24 protein-coding genes are annotated in these 19107 nt (G+C 68.3%); 15 read left to right on the top strand and 9 right to left on the bottom strand.

The window, feature by feature from the left end; translation table 11 throughout:
- Nucleotides 1-3: 3 nt before the first annotated feature.
- Nucleotides 4-2175 carry a P-loop NTPase family protein gene (locus tag GM1_RS04575; protein WP_008376925.1) on the bottom strand — a complete coding sequence of 724 codons (2172 nt, stop codon included), beginning with the start codon at nt 2173-2175 and terminating at the stop codon, nt 4-6.
- Nucleotides 2172-2405 carry a hypothetical protein gene (locus GM1_RS22880; protein WP_008376924.1) on the bottom strand — a complete coding sequence of 78 codons (234 nt, stop codon included), beginning with the start codon at nt 2403-2405 and terminating at the stop codon, nt 2172-2174. The genes GM1_RS04575 and GM1_RS22880 overlap by 4 nt, the downstream gene beginning before the upstream one ends.
- 545 nt (nt 2406-2950) lie before the next feature.
- Between GM1_RS22880 and GM1_RS04565 the strand changes: the two genes are divergently transcribed.
- From GM1_RS04565 to GM1_RS04530, 8 genes are all read left to right on the top strand, one after another.
- Nucleotides 2951-4183, top strand: a complete 1233-nt coding sequence (locus tag GM1_RS04565) for a site-specific integrase (protein ID WP_008376923.1) — start codon at nt 2951-2953, stop codon at nt 4181-4183.
- 210 nt (nt 4184-4393) lie between these two features.
- A complete protein-coding gene (locus tag GM1_RS04560) occupies nt 4394-4690 on the top strand; it encodes a helix-turn-helix domain-containing protein (RefSeq protein WP_008376922.1) in 297 nt (98 codons plus the stop codon).
- Nucleotides 4691-4775: 85 nt separating this feature from the next.
- Complete coding sequence (locus tag GM1_RS04555) at nt 4776-5840, top strand: hypothetical protein (protein ID WP_008376921.1); 1065 nt, start codon at nt 4776-4778, stop codon at nt 5838-5840.
- Between the two features lie 98 nt (nt 5841-5938).
- On the top strand, nt 5939-7288 hold the full coding sequence (locus GM1_RS04550) for a hypothetical protein (RefSeq protein ID WP_008376920.1): 1350 nt from the start codon (nt 5939-5941) through the stop codon (nt 7286-7288).
- A gap of 59 nt (nt 7289-7347) precedes the next feature.
- Complete coding sequence (locus tag GM1_RS04545) at nt 7348-7971, top strand: hypothetical protein (protein WP_008376919.1); 624 nt, start codon at nt 7348-7350, stop codon at nt 7969-7971.
- Nucleotides 7972-8068: 97 nt separating this feature from the next.
- A complete protein-coding gene (locus GM1_RS04540) occupies nt 8069-8266 on the top strand; it encodes a hypothetical protein (RefSeq protein WP_008376918.1) in 198 nt (65 codons plus the stop codon).
- On the top strand, nt 8263-8484 hold the full coding sequence (locus GM1_RS04535) for a hypothetical protein (protein WP_008376917.1): 222 nt from the start codon (nt 8263-8265) through the stop codon (nt 8482-8484). The genes GM1_RS04540 and GM1_RS04535 overlap by 4 nt, the downstream gene beginning before the upstream one ends.
- Nucleotides 8481-8789, top strand: a complete 309-nt coding sequence (locus GM1_RS04530) for a hypothetical protein (protein WP_008376916.1) — start codon at nt 8481-8483, stop codon at nt 8787-8789. The genes GM1_RS04535 and GM1_RS04530 overlap by 4 nt, the downstream gene beginning before the upstream one ends.
- An 8-nt stretch (nt 8790-8797) precedes the next feature.
- On the opposite strand, the gene GM1_RS04525 is transcribed toward GM1_RS04530, so the two are convergent.
- Nucleotides 8798-9835, bottom strand: a complete 1038-nt coding sequence (locus GM1_RS04525; protein WP_008376915.1) for a tyrosine-type recombinase/integrase — start codon at nt 9833-9835, stop codon at nt 8798-8800.
- 399 nt (nt 9836-10234) lie between these two features.
- Here GM1_RS04525 and GM1_RS04520 point away from each other — a divergent pair, with 399 nt between their 5' ends.
- The 4 genes from GM1_RS04520 (at nt 10235) to GM1_RS04505 (ending at nt 11676) form a co-directional block, all read left to right on the top strand.
- The gene (locus tag GM1_RS04520) at nt 10235-10471 is read left to right on the top strand and encodes a hypothetical protein (RefSeq protein ID WP_008376914.1); all 237 of its coding nucleotides are present in this window, start codon (nt 10235-10237) and stop codon (nt 10469-10471) included.
- A 107-nt stretch (nt 10472-10578) separates the two neighbouring features.
- Nucleotides 10579-10839 carry a hypothetical protein gene (locus GM1_RS04515; protein ID WP_008376913.1) on the top strand — a complete coding sequence of 87 codons (261 nt, stop codon included), beginning with the start codon at nt 10579-10581 and terminating at the stop codon, nt 10837-10839.
- A complete protein-coding gene (locus tag GM1_RS04510) occupies nt 10836-11423 on the top strand; it encodes an antirestriction protein ArdA (RefSeq protein ID WP_008376912.1) in 588 nt (195 codons plus the stop codon). The genes GM1_RS04515 and GM1_RS04510 overlap by 4 nt, the downstream gene beginning before the upstream one ends.
- Nucleotides 11413-11676 (top strand): hypothetical protein, encoded by a 264-nt coding sequence (locus GM1_RS04505; RefSeq protein ID WP_008376911.1) that lies wholly within the window; start codon nt 11413-11415, stop codon nt 11674-11676. The genes GM1_RS04510 and GM1_RS04505 overlap by 11 nt, the downstream gene beginning before the upstream one ends.
- 65 nt (nt 11677-11741) lie before the next feature.
- Here the strand turns inward: GM1_RS04505 and GM1_RS04500 are convergent, their stop codons facing one another.
- Genes GM1_RS04500 through GM1_RS04490 form a run of 3 tightly spaced genes read right to left on the bottom strand, consistent with a single transcriptional unit; the run spans nt 11742 to nt 14093 of the window.
- Nucleotides 11742-12665, bottom strand: a complete 924-nt coding sequence (locus GM1_RS04500; protein ID WP_008376910.1) for a hypothetical protein — start codon at nt 12663-12665, stop codon at nt 11742-11744.
- On the bottom strand, nt 12658-13332 hold the full coding sequence (locus GM1_RS04495; protein WP_008376909.1) for a hypothetical protein: 675 nt from the start codon (nt 13330-13332) through the stop codon (nt 12658-12660). The genes GM1_RS04500 and GM1_RS04495 overlap by 8 nt, the downstream gene beginning before the upstream one ends.
- The gene (locus GM1_RS04490) at nt 13329-14093 is read right to left on the bottom strand and encodes a hypothetical protein (RefSeq protein ID WP_008376908.1); all 765 of its coding nucleotides are present in this window, start codon (nt 14091-14093) and stop codon (nt 13329-13331) included. Before GM1_RS04490 ends, GM1_RS04495 begins: the two co-directional genes overlap by 4 nt.
- Before the next feature lie 102 nt (nt 14094-14195).
- On the opposite strand from GM1_RS04490, the gene GM1_RS04485 reads away from it, so the two are divergent.
- Both GM1_RS04485 and GM1_RS04480 read left to right on the top strand, forming a co-directional pair.
- Nucleotides 14196-14471 carry a hypothetical protein gene (locus GM1_RS04485; protein WP_008376907.1) on the top strand — a complete coding sequence of 92 codons (276 nt, stop codon included), beginning with the start codon at nt 14196-14198 and terminating at the stop codon, nt 14469-14471.
- 5 nt (nt 14472-14476) lie between these two features.
- The gene (locus GM1_RS04480; RefSeq protein WP_008376906.1) at nt 14477-15886 is read left to right on the top strand and encodes a type IV secretory system conjugative DNA transfer family protein; all 1410 of its coding nucleotides are present in this window, start codon (nt 14477-14479) and stop codon (nt 15884-15886) included.
- A 55-nt stretch (nt 15887-15941) separates the two neighbouring features.
- Here the strand turns inward: GM1_RS04480 and GM1_RS04475 are convergent, their stop codons facing one another.
- The 3 genes from GM1_RS04475 to GM1_RS04465 are packed head-to-tail and all read right to left on the bottom strand — an operon-like array spanning nt 15942 to nt 18451.
- Entirely contained in the window at nt 15942-16433 is a 492-nt protein-coding gene (locus GM1_RS04475) for a hypothetical protein (RefSeq protein WP_008376905.1), read from the bottom strand.
- Nucleotides 16434-16436: 3 nt separating this feature from the next.
- The gene (locus GM1_RS04470; protein ID WP_008376904.1) at nt 16437-16667 is read right to left on the bottom strand and encodes a hypothetical protein; all 231 of its coding nucleotides are present in this window, start codon (nt 16665-16667) and stop codon (nt 16437-16439) included.
- An 8-nt stretch (nt 16668-16675) separates the two neighbouring features.
- Nucleotides 16676-18451: a FliH/SctL family protein gene (locus GM1_RS04465; protein WP_157435798.1), complete on the bottom strand. Its 1776-nt coding sequence runs from the start codon at nt 18449-18451 to the stop codon at nt 16676-16678.
- On the opposite strand from GM1_RS04465, the gene GM1_RS22245 reads away from it, so the two are divergent.
- Nucleotides 18444-18665 carry a hypothetical protein gene (locus tag GM1_RS22245; protein ID WP_157435796.1) on the top strand — a complete coding sequence of 74 codons (222 nt, stop codon included), beginning with the start codon at nt 18444-18446 and terminating at the stop codon, nt 18663-18665. The genes GM1_RS04465 and GM1_RS22245 overlap by 8 nt on opposite strands.
- The last annotated feature ends 442 nt before the right edge of the window (nt 18666-19107 follow it).

Raw genomic sequence — 19107 nt, 5'->3', positions numbered from 1 at the left:
CTTCTAGGTGTTGATGGTGTTCGTCAATGCGGGGTGTGAGAGCAACCGCTCGGTGCGGTACCGCGCCATTTCGGGTTGGGCTTCGGGCACGAATGGGTTTCGGGACCAGGCGGGGCCGTCCGCGCAGGCGTACCGCTCCTGCGCGGAACGTTCATCGGCGGCCACCATCGCTTCGGCGGCGGTGGCGGAATCATTGGCCAACGCTTCGGCGGCCAGTTCTTCGGGGCCTTCGACCGTTGTCGTCGCCTCCAGCTCGGCGAGTGCTTCGGCGGCGGTCAACGCCGCCGGGGTCGGCTTCAAATCCAGGTGCGCCTGGACCATGCCGCCGAGCATTCGCGCTCCCGCCGCTTCCCGGAATTGCTCCTTGGCGGCCTCGGTCGGGAGCGCGTCGATCGTGTCGATGACGCGGCCCATGTTCGCCCGGATTCGGGCGACCGGATCGAAATCCTGGTACGAGTCGGAGCGACCGGCGAACCCCCGATTGAGATAAAAATCGATGGTCTCCGAGGTCACCGCTGCGACGAGGGGAACCCGACCGTATGCCTGGTCCTTGTCCTCGACCTCGACCCTCTCTCCGGTCTTCTTGTCGGTGTACTCGCCCGCGAGACCATCGAGAAATTCCACGTACGACTGAATGCCGGTGATGATGTTGACCGAGTTCAACAGCGAAACCGCACCGAACTTCTTGTTGACCTGGACCCGCTTCGGATCGATGTCCAGGACCGGCCAGATCGAATCTCGCTGGCGCACGTCGCCGCCGATGGCCTCGATGATCGAGAGCGGCCGGTAGTCGTCCCAGATCAGGATCGGCTGACCGTCGTAGCTCTGGAATGCGACGCCCGGACGGCCAACCATGTAGATCGCTTCATCGAGCGCGAGGCCCGGGTACAGCTGACGGGCGAGCGTCTCGGCATACAGGACCGCAACAGTGCTCTTGCCCGTCCGGGCCGGTCCGCCGATGTAGTAATTCGTGCGGAACGGCGGCAGCGGGGCGCGCAGCAGGTAATCGTCACGGCACTTCTGAAGGTGGGCGATCGTGCCCTTGGCGAAGTAGATCGCCGGCTCCCGTTCGCGGACTTGCCGCAGGGTCAGCGAGCCGCTACCGACCGCCTGGTAGAGCTTGCTGAGTTTGGCCCCGCTGCCGCCGTCGGTAGCCGCGTTGTGGCGCGTGGCCATGTGCGCATCCAGCTCACGACCGAAGGCGAAGTTCGCGACCACCCGGCCACGGCCGTACTGGTACTTACCGGGTTTGCCGGGTTGGGTCTTGTCCACCAAGTAGTGGCGATCCTGCTGGTGGATGCCGGGGATCGCATCGGACCCCCGAGACTCGTGCGGCAGATACTCGCACAGGTCGTAGAACGCCTTCTCGGCCGCGCCACGGCCCTTGTGTTCGACCGATGCAGGATCATCCGCCGTCGTCTCCTTCGGGGTCCGCACAACGGCGCTCGGAATCGCGAAGGCGTCGGAAATGGTGCGGATAGAGGGCCGAGGGCCATCCGAATCGGCAATCCACAGCACCATGTGCGCGTGCAAACCCTTGACGCCGCAGCAAGTCACCTCACCCGTCGACTCCTCAACCTCAACGAGACGGTCGTACGGATGCCAGATGTACGCCCACTTATGCAGACGGCCGCCCAAGGTCTTGATCCCCTGGTCGATCTGCTCCTGTGTGAGCATTACCACGCCGCTGTCGGGGTTCTTCCGATACTGCATCACCGAGAAGACGCGGGACTGCGTACGGGCACGAGACTTCTGGGCCTTGGACTCGGCCCCCTTCGCGTCCCTGAAGAACCGACGCGCCTCGGCAACCTGCTCGTCGGTGGACTCCACGACGAACGGCAACACGTCATCACCAGGGTCCGCACCCGGCACAGCTAATTCCGCGAAATCGGACGTTTCGGGCGCAGGATCTGCAGCCGTTTCCAAAACGGCTGCGCGCCAACCCAAGAAGTGGCGCGCACGCGTTGGGACCCTAAAGGCCAGTTCAGCGATGGTTCCCGGGCGGTCCTCTGAGGCATCGGAATCGGCCGATGCAGCCGAATCCGTTTTGATTACAAATCCGTCTGCGGCCCGATCCGGGTGCGTTTCGTCGTCCGGTTCGGAAGACGGGAGAGAAACAGCAGGGGACAGGGGCGGTTCGATGGTGGTCCAGTCGAGGACCATTGCGGTGCTCATGCGGCACCGCCGTAGAGGTAATCGCGGATCGACTCGGCCGTGACGAGTACGGTCACGCCACGCGTGCGTGGTCGCCGTGCGGGCGTTGATAGTTCACCGGCATCGATCAGCCGGAAAATGGTGTCGTCGGACAGATCGAGCAGCGCGGCGGTACGGGCGACCGTGACGGCGGCGCGGCCGTCGATGAGGACCAGATCGGTCTGAGGGGTGGACGGGGCGGCGGCAGGCATGAAGCCCTCCTCGGGAGAGGAGTGCTTCGCGATCCCTGTGGATGCTTGGTGCCAGTTACGCGGGTCCGTGGGGGAACATCGCGTGACCCGGGGTTGGTCCGTGTGCGGGGTTCACACCATGCACACGGCGCAGGTTCGTCGGGTCCGTGGACCGTTCACCCAACACCGAGCCGACATAGCCATCAAAAAGTGACGACACTCGTTGTACAACGCCGAAAGTACCAGCCACCGCAAGAAGCCGCAAAGAGGCGGGTGTCATACCTATGCCCGGATCGACCCCATCAAGCTACAACCCCACGCTGACCCCACGGCGCCCAAAAATTGATCGCAGAAAAGAAGAAAACCCGCTGTGACCAGCGGGTTTTCCTTGCTCCCCCAACTGGACTCGAACTAGTATGGGTACCTCAGGTAGGCGCGGAAAGTGCTAGGTCAACCGGTATGGATAACCGCAGCAATATGCAAGAAACGGCAACCCGGGGCATCCTGGGTACCCACCAGGTACCCACTTTCGTACCCACCGACTCCAGCTCCGACAGGGGGATCACATGGCCGAGGCATTCGGCATCATCGACAAGCGCGGGAAGCGCTACCGCGCCCGCTATACCGCGCCGGACCCGCTGGGGCTGACCGGACTCACCGCAGCGCAGCGCCGCATCTCAGCACCACACACCTTCGAGACCAAGAAGCTCGCCCGAACGTGGCTGGCTCAGATCCAGGCATCCATCGCCAACGGCACCTGGAAGCACCCGGACGTCGTCGCGGCCGAGGCTGAGGCTGCCGCGGCCGAGGCCGAGCGGCAGGCCACCATCGCCGCGCAGAAGTCGATCCCGGCGGGGGAGTACGCGGCGAAGTGGATCGACACTCGCGCCAACTCCAAGGGTGAACCACTGGCCGCGACCACCCGCTACAACTACGAGAACTTGTGGCGCCCAGCCGAGCCCAAGCGGCGGGGACACCGGGCCAAACCTGCTGGCCGTCTGTACTCGTTCGCCGCCGTGCCCATCGACGAGATCACCGCTGAGATGGTCCGCGAGTGGCACAGCACCGCAATACGTAGTGGGAAGGCGACGGCTGTCGCCCGCGCCTACGACCACCTACGGGCCGTGCTGCACACCGCAGTCGAGGACGACCTCATCGACAAGAGCCCGTGTCAGATCAAGGGTGCGTCCAGGGCATCCACCGGAATCGAACGGGACCCGCCCACCGACGACGAATTGGCCGTCGTTCTCAGCACGATCCCCGACAGGTATGTGCCGCTGGTCATCATGGCCGGCTTCGCCGGCCTGCGCTACGGGGAGGCCTCGGCCATGCGCGCCGGCGACCTGGCCATCGAGCGCAACGAGCACGGCGACGTCGCCTGCGTCCGACTCCCCGTCGGTGAGGCGATCAGCTACACGCCGACCTCAGGTCGCCAGCGTGGAAAGACGAAGACGCGCAACAGCCGCACCGTCCCGGTCTTCGGCATCGACGCCGCGGCCCTTGCTGCTGCGGCGGAGGGGAGAGCGCCCGATGAGCTGCTCTGTCCCAGCACCACGACCGGTGGACCTCTGCCGCACTCGACCTTCGCCGGCCATTGGGACGTCGCACGGACGAAGGCCGGTCGCCCCGATCTGGCCTTCCACTCCCTGCGCGCCTACGACGGAACACGGTTCGCGCAGACGGGCGCGACCCTGAAGGAGATCATGGCGCGTCTCGGCCACACGACGGTCGAGGCCGCGATGAGGTACCAGAAGGCTGGCACCAGAGACGACGAACTGGCCCGCAAGATGGCCCGCTGAGCGATGGCCGCACAGCGGCCACCACGAGAAGACCCGCAGCACACCCAGTGCCGCGGGTCTTCGTCATTCAGGAAGCCGACTCGCGGTGATCCTGCTCTTGCGCATTGTCGGATGATCCGTAATGTATCCCGTGTAGCCGCGCGGCTACATGCTTGTGAGAGGAGGGAATCGTGCAGCAGTACCCGCGTGCACCCGTGACAAACTGGGCACATGGCCGTGCCCGAGAAGCGACTGAGCGACGCGCAGCGCAGGATCCGCGCTGTGCGTAGACGCGCGCTCGCCGATGCGCTGACCGCGGCGCGTCGCGAGGCCGGTCTGACCCAGACAGAACTCGCGGAAGCAGCGGGGATGAGCCGCTCGGCCATCGCTCGACTGGAGAACAGCACGGCCTCGATCGCCTCAGATGCCCTGTGGGACATCGCGGTCGCACTCGGCATGCGCCCCAGCGCCCTCTTCCTCCTGGCTGAGGCCGACGGGGCCGCAGCCGACACTCTCGACGGGGCGTAGAGCTTCGCCCCGATCGGGGCCCTTCCATCACCGCCGACACGCCTCGCGTGATCGGTGACTCACCCATACCCGTGAAGGATTCACCATGCCCGAAAACGGTTCTGCCCAGCGGCCTGTCGACTACTACGCCTCGCTCGGCCTCGACAGCCGAGCGCCCTCGCACGCACTGCTCGCGCAGTTGTCGCACCGGATCTCTCAGACGACGATCGGCCCCGAGCGACACCTGATGGAACAGGCCCGTGCCATCCTCGGCGACGTCGGCAAGAAGCAGGTCTACGACCAGCGGCTGACCAACCCGCACGCCAAGCCGTGGACCCCGGACGAACTGCACGAGCTGGCGAGGGCTCAGCCTGGCCGACCCGCAGCCAGTGGCCTCGGCGCACAGCTCGCGGCCATCCCGCGCCGTGTCCTCGCGGCCGTCGCCGGTGGACTCGCCGTTCTCCTGGTCCTGGTCATCACTGTTGCGTCGTGCACAGGCGGTAGTGCGGATACGACTGTCGCCGGGGACGATACCAACCGATCGAACTCTGGCGAGGCGGGGGACTCAAACGCGGGGAAGTGCTGGAGGGTCGACAACACCGATCTACCTTCCGCGGCATTCAAGGACAAGAGTGACCGAAAGTGGCAGCCGCGCTGGGTCGTCATGCTCACCGAGGCCTACGACCTGCCGAGCAGTTTCGCAGGCATGGCGACGACAGACTGGAGCGGGGGCAGGGTCTCGGCCGTGTTCAGCACCCCGTACGAAGGTCTGACGCAGTTCCAGGACAAGAACGTCGGCGTCGCCTGGCCCGGGGTCTCACGCGAGAACGACATCCTGGCCGTGGTGGACCCGAGCGGCAAGGTCGTCGCCGAATACAGCGAGGCCGACGCCAGCCGCGCACCCAAGCAGTTCAGCCTTGCAAAGCCCCAGAGCAGCGGCTTCTACCGTGTCGAGGCCCGGGACGGCCTCTCGATCCCGCAAGCGGCCAACGGCACCGAGACCAACATGAACTTCGCCTCAGCGATCTTGCCCGACGCGTTCGACAAGAGCCTCCTGTGGGTGATGATGCGCGGTTCGGCCAAGCTCTACAAGGCCAATCTCTACTTGTTCGCCGACTCTGTCCCTCTGGGCCAGGGTGCTGACGTGAGCGGGTGCGGAGTGATGGAGTGACCCCGCTCTTCTAACGCCCTGCAACCGCACGCGAAGGCCGCCGCTGCACACGGCAGCGGCGGCCTTCGTCGTCTGCACATCGACCCGGGAGGAGCACGATGACCGCCAGTACTCTCGACCACCCCCATTACGCTCTCGAACACCCCCGTTATGACTTCCTCGCCGCCTCAGTGGAGACGCCCCCTCGTACCAGGCTCGCCTCCCTCGTCGTCGGCACCAGCGCGTTCGCGGCCGCCGCGGTGGTGTGGCTGGTGCAGCTCATCGTCGTTGACGTCGCGGCCCGCGGCCATGGTTCGACTCTCCGCGCCGCATTGACCCAGTGGGACGCCAAGTGGATGACCCTGATCGCCGACCACGGCTACGCAGGCTTCACATACACCGCTGATCCCGCCGAGCCGACGATACTGCGCTCCGTCGCGTTCTTCCCCGGTTATCCGACCGTCGTCCGCGTCGTCGACGCGCCGCTGACGATCTTCGGCGTCGACGACGCGACGCTCATCGCCGCCGTCGTCACGTCGGCAGCAGCCTCGCTCGCTCTGGCCTGGGGCGCCGCCGCCCTGGCCCTGGAGATCTGGACGCGGGCCACCGGCCGAGAGGCCGGCCTGGCCGCCTCGATCGCCGTCTCCGTCGTCGCGTCCGTTGTAGTCTTCGGCGCACCGATGGGCATCGTCTACCAGATGCCCTACTCGGAGTCCTTGTTCACCGCACTGGCGGTATGGGCGCTCGTCGCGATGATCCGCAGCCGCTTCGGCGTCGCCGGTGTCCTGGTCCTGGCCGCCGGCCTCACCCGCCTCACCGGCGCGGCCCTGGTCGTCACGCTCGCCATCGCGGCAGCGGTCGAGCTCATCGACTACTGGCGACGACGCGGTACCTTCGCGGCCACGACTTTTCCCTGGGCGGCCGTGACGGCGCCCATCGTCGGAGCACTGGGGATCGGCAGCTACTTGCTCTGGGCCAGCGCTCAAACACGCAGCGCCGGAGGATACTTCGCCATCCAAGACCGTGGGTGGGGTAGCGGATGGGACTGGGGGCGGTCGACGGTCGGCTGGATCGGTGATCACGTTGTCGGCGGCTTCGCGGACGCGACCGCGGCCGGGTACACGATCTCGGCGTGGTCGATGATCGTCGCGGCAGCGCTATGCGCGGCGGGACTGTGGCCGGTCGTGCGCGGCCGCCTGCCCTGGCAGCCATGGCTGTTCTCTGTCGGCGTGGCCGTCATCGTCCTGGGCTCGGGCGGAATCATGCACAGTCGGCCGCGGCTGCTGCTGATCCCGGTCTCGCTGCTCATGCTGAGCTTCGCCGTCCTGGCCATCAGCGCGGCCGCGCGAGCGACGTGCCGGAAGCGGTGGGCCGGCGGTGTCGCTGTGATTGGCAGCCTTGTCGCCTGGTGCGTGCTCGGCGTCTGGGTATCGACGTTCATGTTGATCGACTTCGACTACGGCATCTGAGGCCGCGCAGCGGCCACCGGGGGCTCGGTGACCTGTCCACTGAGCCCCTGGAGGCCGTCATGTCCCCACTCACCAGCCGCTCCGGCGCCCGCCTGGCCGTCACCCGCACTGACGACGTCCTGCCCGGCCACGCCGCGCTCATCACCGTCGTCAGCGCCGGTGCTGACATCATCGATCTCGACCCGGTCAGCGCCTACAAGCTCGGTCGACTGCTCATCGACGCTGCGGGCGACGAAGGGTACCGCGAGCACCTGATCGCCCTCGGGCGCCTGTCGCCGGGAGCGCGTTCAATGAACCTTGCCGAAGCCATCGAGCAGCACAATGACGCAAACGCAGTTGTGCCCGGTGACGCCGACTACCTCTACTCGTCAGGTACCCCCGATGACAAAGGCTTGCTGAACGCCGCGATTGAGCTGATCCCCGAAGCCTGGGCCATCGACATCGCGGCCGCCGCTGCCGCGGAAAAGATGGGTGTCTCCTACGCCCCAGCCCGCACAGGACTGCGAACTGATGTCATCCAGCGCCTCACCACCGCTTTCGCTGAACGTGAAGGTGATCCCGACTGGGCGTCGTTGTCTCAAGGACGGCAACTGGACGAGTTGTTCCCGAAGTACAACGGCATTGGTGTGTGGGAGCTACTTGACGAACTTGGGATTACTGCCGTCTACGTCTCGTACGCCTGACGCCCCGCCGGGGGCACCCGGGCCGGCCAGGTCGCTGCGCTCCCTGGCCGGCCCGGTTCAGACGACGCGGTGCCGGTTGGTGCGATGTACTGGAGCGATGGACGAAGAGGATGATCTGACACCCGAAGAGATCGACGCGCTGTTCGAGCAGACCCAGCCGATCGGCAACGCGCTCAATGCCGTTTACCAAGCCGAGCTGATCGTCGTGGCCGCGGCCACCCCGATCCCGGCCCACGTTCGCGCCCGTCTCGACGCCACCCTGCGCGACCTCACCGACGACAAGGAGGACCTGTGACCCGCTACCCCGACCCCATCCCGGCCACCGACGACCAGATCGTCCGCGCCCTGGCCCAGGCTGACGGAGTGCTGGCCGCGGCCGAGTTCACCATGAGCCCCGACAACCGCGCCGCCTCCGACGCCGAGATCTCCGCGGCCATGCGCGGCGAGCAGAGCTTCGACGACGCCGTGGCCGCCGGTCTGGCGCGCATCACCGGGAAGGGCACAGCCCCATGACCAAAGAAGATCCCCTGCACGTCAGCTTCCACGTCCGCGACGAGGGGCTCGCCCGTCACCTCGATAAGCTCATCGCCCGCGCCGGCGGCGATCCCGACGAGTGGTTCAACGGTCTGATCGACGAGGCCCGCCAGGCGGCCATCGCCGCGGCCCCGGCCCGGCTGTCCGCCCTGGCCGAGACCGTCAGCGCCACCATCGACTACGAGACCGTGGCCGCCTGGGACGGGGTCGCCCCGTCCAACCCGCCGCCGCGCCCGGCCGCAGCACGCGCCGTTCGCGGGGACTCGACCTGGCGGACCCGGTGAGCTCGCCGCTACACGAACGGCACGCTGAGCTTCTCCACCGCTGCACGCCGGGCCTCGATCCCGCGTCGGTCGTAGCCGGACGTGGTCTGAGGCGACGTATGCCCGACGATCTTGCTCACCGACGACAGGTCCGCACCCGCGTCGAGAAGGTCTCCGACGAATGTGCGCCGCAGATCGTGCGGCCTCACAGCCTCGTCCTCGCCGGAGAACCGCTTCTTCACCGCTGCCGCGACACCATTCACCGAGAGCCGTCGACCGGTCTCGGCCACCCGCGGCACGGTCCTACTCATCGGTGTCAGCAGCGGGCCGTCGTCCTCGCCGCGCACGTCCAACCACGCGACTATCGCCCGGCGCACGCCCGGCGCCAGCGGCACCGACCTGACCACCGCGCCCTTGCCCGTCACGACCACCGTCTCGCGCGCAGTGTCCAGGTCCGCCAGGTCCAGCGCCGCCGCTTCCTCGCGACGCAGGCCGGCACCGACCAGCAGCGCGATCAGCGCTGCGTCCCGGCGGGCAGTGGGGGACTCGTCGCCGGCCATCGCCGCGAACGCGGCCCTGACCGTCTCGGCGCTCAGGTGTCCGCGCGCCTGCTTCTCCTCGTCGCGGCCGATCTTCTCCGGCCGCAGCGCGCTCAGGGCGACCGTCGCCCGATCATGTGTCATAAGTCCCGCGTCCCGGCAGGAGCGCACCACCGCACGCACGCTGTCGCGCATCGCGTTGCGCGTGGACGCCGCGCCCCATGTCTGACCGATGCTCCTGTCCAGCGACTCGTAGGCCGGGCTCGGCAACGCGCTCCAGTCGGTCGACCACGCCGCCACGGGGGAGTCGACCTGTCCGGTCGCCATCACCACTCGGGCCAACCTTTCGAGCCTCAGCTTCGCCGTCTTCTCCGACCCGCGCGCCACCGCCAGCGCCACCGACCGGTGCACGCCCGTCGGCACCGGGCTGCGCGCGTCGTCGACCGCCGCGCGCACGACCGCGGCCGGCACGTGCGCCGGTGCGATCAGATCATCGCCGTCAACACCCTCGTACACCTCGATGTCCATGCGCCCAGCGTACCGAGAATGATTGGTCGATAACATACATTATCGCTATACGTTCCACTGGTGGCACGGGGCCGCAGGCCCCGCCATGATGGTGGGTAGACGATGCGGTCGTGATGGTTCGCGTCTTCCGCGTCGAACACCCCCTGCACCGATCCGGTGCAGGGGGTGTTCGTTTTCGCCGCTACCTGGTCCCGTGCCGGACCCGCTGACCACACCACCCACCGGGCTGCGCCCGGGCGCGCCGGCTTCGCCGACGCCATCCCGCCTGACAGGGGGCCGGGCTTCGCCCGGAGCGCCTGCGGCGCATCACGCGCGGGTCCGGCCCGGGCGGAGCCCGGGCCATGGGGAGGGTTGACCGGCGAAACCGCGCCGCTCACAACCATCACAAGGAGAACTCCCATGTCCTACATCGACACCCCCTTCGCCCGCTCCGCCTGGCGCGCCCTGCCCGGTGACACGATCTACCCCGAGGCCGACGAGACCGCCGTCACCATCGACCGGATCGAGCGGCACGGCAGCGACATCACCCTGACCGGCCTCGCCGCCGACGGCGCGCCCTTCCAGCGGCGCTATGCCGGCGACCAGCCGCTGGCGACCCTGCCCTTGAGCGAACTGCGCGACCTCCTGACCGCCTGACCTCACCAGCACCCCCGCACCGAGCCCCGGTGCGGGGGTGCTTGCTTTTCGCCGCAGCGGCGCAGCCGCCACCAAGAGTCTCCGCGACACGATCAAGGAGGCTCTTCATGTCCAGACCCGTATCCACCGCACAGGCACAGTCCATGGCGCGCGATGTTCTGCGCGTCGTCGACATCGACGTGCCCACCGATACCGCCGTCGTGCTCACCGACGGCGACGACACCGGCCCGCACCCCGAGGGGCACCTCGTCAACCCCGGCCAGATCGAGTACGCGGCCGAGCAGTTCACGATGATCACCGGCCTATCCGTCGACGGTGACCGACTGGTCGACGCCTTGCCCTGGATCGGCGACGAGGAGGACCAGTGAACGAGCCCCTGCAACCATCTGTCGCCATCACCGCACCGGATCGCCCACGAGCCTGGATAGGTTCACTCGCCGCGTACAACGGGTCGCACGACGGCGTCCCGCGCCTCATCGGCGGGTGGTACGACGCCACTGACGCCGTCGATGTCACCGTAGCCGACCTGCACGCCGGCACCGGAGTGCCCTTCACCGATGACGACGAGCTGTACGTGCTCGATCTGGACGGCGAGTGGCCGGTTCACCGCGAGATGGACCCGGCCGAGGCGGCCCGCTGGGGTGAGATCTACGAAGAAGTCGGCGCGACCATGTGGCCGGCCCTGTGCGCCTGGGTGCGCAGCGGCAGCTACGTCGCCGAGGGCGACACCGACTACCCGGTGATCGGCGACTTCGAGGAGCGGTACGCGGGCGAGTGGGACTCCTTCGACGACTACGCGCAGGACCTGGCTGAGGGCATCGGCCTGCTCGACGGTGTCTCCGACGAGGTTCAGCGCTACTTCGACTGGGCGAGTTGGACACGCGACCTGCGGTACGACTACTCCGTCCAGGACTGTCCGACCGGGGGTGTATTCGTCTTTCGTGACACCTGAACCGCACGAGCCGGAGCTTGCCGACTTCATCGTCGTCGCTGCGCACGAGTTGCGGCACGGCGACATCTTGCTCGACCTCGGCAGCGAGTTGAGCGGCCGCATCACCATGCTCCGCAGCATCGATTTGAGCGAACCGGGTGATCACGGGATGGCCGAGATCAGTGTCGATCTCGCATGGCGTGGTGAAACCCTCACCCGCACAACGATTGTCGCGGACATGCTCGATCTGCGCGTCATCGCGGTCCGCCCTTGACCCTGACAAGCGAAGAACCCCGCTGGTGCGATATGCGCACCAGCGGGGTTCTTCTTTCTCACGGCTCACTCGCTCGGAGCAGAACTGCTGGCAGCACCCACCTTCTCCGGCTGATCGGCCTCGATCTTCTCCAGGCTCAGCTCGATGATTTCGTCGTCGGTGATCCCGTACATGACATCGCCGACGCTCTTGCTCGCGAGGATCTCGATGGGCTTCTCCTTGTCACCGTCGACCACCGCATACGTCGTCGCACGGGCCAGGGTCGGGCACGCGCCCGCGTCGTCGCCGACGCGCGGTGTGGCACCGGAATTGAGCACGACGGGCACGCCGCCGGTGATGGAGATGACCGCCCGGCTGTAGATGCCCGCGGAATCAGAGGCGTACACACCCAGCCGATTCCTCTCGGACTGCACGATCGACAGCTCGGAAGGATCGTCCTTGTGTCGCTTCTTCACCCGAGCCGTGATCGAGGACGGAAGCTCTGCGGCCGACTCGCGCCGGAGGCGGAACTCGGGCATCTCGCCCTCGCCGTCCCAGCGTGCCTGGGCCGGGTCCATGCACTGCGCACCGGTGACACGAGCGCCGGTGCGGACCGGCTCAGGCGCGGCCGACGGTTCCGGCTCCAAGACCTCCTCCTTCTTGTCCTCGACGGACGACTGCACCTCCTCGACCTTGCTCGATGCCGCGGCCGCGACGTCCTCGGCCGTATTCTGCTGGCCCAGCGCGTGCATGCCGTACGCCGCGCCACCGCCAACGAGCAGCACCAGCGCCGCAACACCGCCCAGCAGAGCCTTCGGTACCCGAGAACCTCCGTCCGCGGGCACGGCGGGGGTCTCGGCGGCCGGCTGCTGCGCAGCAGGCGCCTCGACCTCCTCGACATCCTCGACCTCTTCGACGATCTCGATGTCGTCGCCCAGTGCCGCGATCTCTTCGACCGACAACGGGTTGCCGTCCTCGTCGACGTACTCGAACTCTTCGTGATCAGACATTGTTGTTCTCCATCTTGTTGACTCGGCGCACGACGACCCTCTTGGCCGGTGCGGGGGCAGGTGCAGGTGTCGGCTGCGGCGCAGGTGTCGGAGCCGGGGTCGCGGTGGGGGCCGGTGCGGGCTGGACCGTCGCCGTCGCGGTGACGGTCGGCGGCACGGGCGCACCCACGACGCCCTTGCGTTTGAGCGAGCCCAGGATGCTCGGCAGAAGCGAGGGGAACACGACGACCGCGCCGATCATCGCCGCGACACCGCCGGCCACCCAAAGGTTCTGGAACACCGAGAACGCGGCGGAAACGCCCGCGCGCAGCACCAGGAACGCGATCGCGTAGCCGATCGAGATGACCGCCAGGGCGGGCATGCTCGTGCCCGCCAGCCAGCGCTGATACTCACCGCTGACCTGGGCGATCATGCCCTTCGTCGCAGCGAAGCCGTCGTCACCGCCATCGCTGCTCGGCAACCGCACCAGACCGCGCCGGTACATGAGCTTGACCATCATCACGATCATCAGCGTCATACCGGTCGCGGCCAGCTCGGCGTGCGCACCCTGCGCCACAGACCACGCGACCGCGCCGGCGCCGCCGAACAGCAGAATGGTGCTGACGATCCGCAGGACCTCACCCGCTCCGCTCTGGACATTCACGGTGATCGGCTGGTTGGTGCTCATCGGGTCTCCTCCTCGTCGTGGTCCTCGACGTCCCAGTACCCGCCCGGCGCGACCTCGGGCTCAGCGGCCGGCTCCGGGGCCGGGGCCGGCGGCACGTACTCCTCGCCCCGGTCGACCTCGAACTCGACCTTGTTGCTCGGCGCGGTCCAGGTGCCGTCGGCCCTCTTCTTCGGTGCCGCGGGGCCCGGCGTCGGCGCACCGGCCCAGCCCCAGGCCCAGACCTGGTAGGCGACCGTGCCCAGTGCCACGACCACGGTCCACTGCGCCCACCCGGCCAGACCGCCGAGCAGGATCCAGTCGCCGGGGAAGAACCGGCCGACGCCGTAGGCGACACCCAGTCGCGGCCAGTCGGTCAGCGCCACCCGGGCGATGAACGCGACCGTGCCCAGCACCGCGAACGCGGCGCCGACCCAGAGCATCCGGCGGCCGAGCTTCGGACCCACCGACCGCTCCAGCACCCGATAGCCGTACCGGCCCAGGTAGACCCCCGGCACCGACGGCAGCAGCAGCGCTGCCATCGGCAGCGCTGCCCACTTGACCCACCCACGCCACTCGCCGCCGGGCTTGTGAGTCCAGGTCCACGAACTCGACTTGCTGATCGCCTGTACCGCCGCGGCGCCGGCCAGCCCCGCCTGGTCCCGGTCGCGCCGGGACGCCGCCCGATCGAGCAGGTCCACCCGGCGCATCCGGCTGGCGATGCCCTGACCCCGACCGGCGCGCAGCCACGCGGCCCGTTCCTTCTCATACATATCCGCACCCATGACACCTCCCTGTGCTATTGCTTGAACGCTTGTAGTTACAAAGATACAATGGTGTTGTTGTATTTACAATAATACAGCGACATCGGATCGAACGGAGGCTCGATGTCCGACCAACCAGCAGAGAAGAGGATCGCCGTGACCGTGACCAGCGACCAGGCGCAGCGCCTGCGCGCGCTCGGTGCGCAAACGACCCTCTCGACCGGGCTGCTCTCGCGCGCGCTCATCGAATACGCGCTCGACCGCGCCGACGACCCAGGCAGCAAGGACGCGGTGCTCGAATACGTCACCGCTGTCCGAGAGGCCGACCGTGCCCGCCGACGCGCCGTCGGAGCGCGCGTGATGACCGAGCGCCACAGCGCCAAGAAGAAGGAGACCTGATAGCAATGGCAACCGTCCTGCGCCGCAAGAGCGCCGCGCCTGCGGCCCCCGCCAAGAGCGCCGCGCCCTTGGATGAGCCCTACGTGGGCCTGGACCCCGACACCGGCCGGCCCTACCGCACCGGCATGCCCCACGTGCTGATCACCGGCATCACCTCGGCCGGCAAGAGCCGGACCGTGATCTCCACAGGTGTGCTGGAGTGGGGCCGCCGCCCGGTGGTGAGCGTGTCATCCAAGGCCGACATCCTCGGCCTGACCATCGCGACGAGGGCTCGCTATGGACCCGTCTACGTCATGGACCTGTCCAACGAGGTGCCCGAGAGCGCCTACCAGGGCCTGCCGGTCACCCTCGTCAGCTCGGACCCGACCACGCTCGTCGACAGCAACGACACCGCGTTGGAGATGGCCGGGTTGCTGATGGAGGTGGGCGATCTGGCCGCGGGCGACGGCGGCGGGGGAGGCGGCGACGGGGCGTTCTGGAAGTCCCTGGCCATGCGGCCGCTGGCCGGCATCCTCACCGCGGCCGCGGGCTACTACGACCCCGTCGACAACGAAGACAAGCCCGGCGGCGGCATCAACTGGGCCCTGGCCGCCGTCGATGCCGACGCAGCCGCGCTCACCGTCGACCCCGACACCCCCGCCGACTACCAGACTCCGAACTGGCTGACGGCGATCAACCGGCTGGTGGCCAGCGGCTCCCGCCACGCCAGCGCCCTGTCCGCGGCCCGGGGCCGCTCCGACGAGCAGCGCGGGTCCATCGCGATCAACATGCAGACCGCGCTGGGGGCCTGGTCCTCCGACGCCGTGGCCGGCGACGGCACCGCGGTGCCGTTCCGGCCCGACATGCTCGAAGCCCCCGGCGCGACGCTGTACATCATCTCGCCGCTCACCGGCAACGCCGCACCGGCGGCGGCCACGACGCTGACCGGTCTGGTCAACCACTGGCGCCGCCGGGTCGACCAGCTACCTGCGCTGCTCATGTCGGTCGACGAGCTGCCCAACACCTCGCCCCTGCCTCGCTTGGCCAACTGGATCGGGGAAGCTCGCGGCCTTGGGATCCGCATCGTCGCCGCGGTGCAGGCCACCAGCCAGTTCGAGCCCCGCTGGGGAAGCTCGGGCTTGAAAGTCCTGCGCGACGTCTTCCCGCAGATCCTCATCCTGCCGCCGGGGTCCGGCGCGCCCTGCCCGGTGGAACAAGAACTGCTCGAACGGGCGTCCTGGGCGGCCGGGCACGTCGAGCGCGGCTCGGTCTCCACCGACGTGGCCGGACATGCCTCCGGTGGCCGCGACCGGGTGGAGCGGATCAGCGGGGCCGAGCTGCTGCCCGGCCGGGGTCAGGGCCGGCTACTCATCGCCGGCGGGCCCGGCAAACTCGTCAGGTTGGTCGACATCTCCTCGACCAACCTGACGACCTGACCCGGCCCCAAGAGAACAGCCCCGGTGCGATGCACCGGGGCTGTCGTCTGTCACCTCACCTGCCCTGACCGCGGCCCTGACTGCCGGCCAGCTCCTTCTCATGACGGTGCCGATCGCCCTCGGCCAGGTCCCGGCGCACCGCGGCCACCCTCTCCTGAGCCTGCCGGGCCCGGTCCGGGCCGCGCTGGGCATCGGTGCGGTCGGCCTGTGCGCCGCTGCGGCCCTGCTGCCCGGCCGAGCTCTGGCCCCGATCCTGCGCCGCCGTGGTCGCCTCGGCCTCGCGCTGCTCGGTCGCCTGCTCCTTGCGCGCCTGCTCCCGGTCCACTGCGGCCGCACGGTCGGCCTCGCTCGCCTCGGCCTCGCGCACCCTCTTCTCGGCCGCGGCCTGGTGCCGGGCCCGCGCCTGCTGGCGCTGCCTCTGTGCGATGCGGAACTCCTCGCTGTTCAGCTCTTCCTCGCCGAAACGGTGCTGCACCGCGGCCTCGCCCTCGGCGTCCAGGAGCTTGCGGATCTGCTCGACCCGCTCGTTGTCGATCTCATCTGCCATGACCTATCCCTTCGTCGCGCGAGCAGCCAGCTCGCGATAGTGCCGCGCCTGCGCGCGAAACGCCGCGGCCTTCTTCCTGTACTCGTCCGCGGTGGCCATCGAGTCGACGAAGGCATAGCTCCCGCCGCCGTACCACCGCGCCGACCTCTCCTCCCGCGATGCCGCCATCGCCTCATAGCGCTCGGCCTGCCGATCGGCCAGCACCGCCTCGGTCGCCGGTGAAAGGTCCGTCATTGCTCCTCCTAGCTCTGTCCCGGGCCCTGTCCCTGGGGCCTCTTCTTCTGCTGCTGCTCCGTCGACGCCGACAGCCGCACGCCACGGGCGTTCAGGCGCTCGTTGCGCTCGGCGCGCGTCTCGGTCATGAACGTCTTCTGATCGACGCCCTGGCCCTGAGCCTCAGCCTCGTAGTTCTGCACACCCAGATGGTGCGCCTGCTCCAGCACCGGCTTGCCGGAGTCGGCGTCGCGCATCTTCTTCAGGTGTCGGACGAGCTCTGCCGGCGAGTGCTTCTCGGCCTCGGCCGGGTCGTATACCGGGATCGCATCCAGTCGGCGCTTGACCTCGTCTCGGTCCCGCTCAGCCTCATCTCGGGCCTGCGTGGCCGCATCACGATCGGCCTGCATCTCGTTCTCGATCTCGGTGCGGATCTCGTCGCGCAGTGCCGGTGCGGTCTCGGTTTCCCATCGCTCGACGGCCGCCTCACGCTCCTCAAGTCGCGCGACCTTCAAGTCGTACTCGATATTCGCGGCCACCCGGCCCCGCTCCCGACCGTGGTCGTAGCCTTCCTTGTAACCCTGCTTGCGGCCGTCCTCCACCGCGGTCTCTAACTCTTCCCGGAGCTCCTGCACCGCGGACAGACCCTCGGCGCGACCCTGCTCCCGCCCCTCGGCCACACCGGCGGTCAAGCCCGCGTCGTACCCCGCGGACTCAGCGTGTGCGGCCCTCTCTCGCGCAGCGGCCAGAGTGCGCTCCGCCTCGGCGATGACCTCGGCCGCACGGGCATCGGCGGCGCGCCGCTCGGCAGCCAGCTCCACCTTCTGCACATCGATCTCGGCCGCGAGATCGGCCATCAGCCCCGCGGCCGAGTCCTCGGTCTCCAGCGCCGCGCCCAGATCAGCCATCGCCGTCTGCGACTGCTCCTGGGCCTCGCGGGCGGCGTCCATCGCCTCGCCGTAGTCGATCATGTCGCCGACGACCCGGCGATCGTGGCGCACTGGATCACGCTCGGCCTCGATCGCGAAGCCCTTCTCGACCAAGTAGTCCTTGAAGCGCTGGTGGTACATCTCCATCTTGCCGTCGGCACCGATGGCGACCATGACCGGATCGCCGGCCTTGTCGAAGACCGGCCGGCGGGACCGCTTGTCAACCTTCTGCCGCAACGGAAAGTTGATCTTGTCCTTCGGATGCCTGCCGAACGTGTAGCTGAACGAGTTCAGCAGCGCGTCCGGCTCCTTGCCGCGCGGATTCGCCGCGAAGGGGTCCACCAACAGCTGCAGGTGCGGCCGGTGCTCGTCCAGGTTCAAGGAGCCGCCGTGGATCGCATCCTGACCACCGGGCAGCAGCGCCGCCTGGAAGTCCATCACCGCCTCGACGTATCGATCGGCCTCCTTCTGCATCTCCGGCTTGATCCGGTAGCGGGGGAGCGAGACCAGCGGGCGGTCGTCCTTGCCGTCCTTCGGCAGCCCGTCCTTGCCGAGCGGGTGGTAGAAGGTGCCGTCCTCTTCAAGCAAGTACATGGGTAACTGCATCACGATGGTCTGGGCGTGCCGCTCGCCGGCACCTTCGCCGTGCTTGTCGAGCTTGCCCTTGATCGGCCGCGACAGCCTGTTCCGCCGCGCCGTCCCGTAGTCGACCACCTCCTTCAACGATGTGGCTGTGCGGTACCCGCCCTCGCCGTCGTTGACAAAGTCCCGATTAAACCGAGTCATATCCGGATTGATCGCCGGGTTCTGCGCCGCGTACATCGCGACAGCCTGCGGACCGGCGGTCTTGCGCATCGACTCGTACAGAGTGTTCATCCGCCGCGTCGCATCCGCGGCCGGGCTCGCCGACTGCATGCTGCGGAAGTCCATCGACGCTCTGCTCGCGGTGTCCGACATGCTCGGCGTCTCCTCCCTGATCTCTATGGCCGGCCTGACGGCCGGTGGCGGGCCGCCTGCGGCGTCCCCGGCGACAGCCGCGCGGGGCCCTCCGGCTCGCTGCGCTCGCCGCCCCCGCGGCGGTCGCCGGTAGGCCTCACCCCTGTTCCCGGGTCCCTGCATCGACGGGGGCCCTCGCTGCGCTCCCCGTCGATGCTACCCGGAAACAGGGGTGATTCCTAGGCCCCATTGGAATCACTACCCTCGCTGCGCTCGGCGGGCCTGCGGCCCGGTGATTCCCACCGCTCGCTGCGCTCGCTTGGGGAGCCGCGCTTCGCGCGGGGGATAACAGGGATCGGGCCTGCGGCCCTCGGTCCGCGCGCAGCGCGGCAGGGCCCGCGACCTGCGGTAACGGGCCCGTGGGGTCGGCGGCAGACCCGAATGCTCGCGCGCTCGCATCCGTGCCGGCCTGCCTGGATCCCGGCACCGGATGGCCACTCGCTCGCTCGCGGCCACCGGCGTCCGGGCAGGGGTTCGGTGACCAGCGCCGAAACTCGAAGTGCGTCACTCTCCCTTATGCCAGTTACGGTTTTCGG

It is taken from the genome of Gordonia malaquae NBRC 108250 (genome assembly GCF_000344135.1).
GTDB classification, from domain to species: domain Bacteria; phylum Actinomycetota; class Actinomycetes; order Mycobacteriales; family Mycobacteriaceae; genus Gordonia; species Gordonia malaquae.
This window is presented reverse-complemented; position numbering and strand designations above follow the sequence as displayed.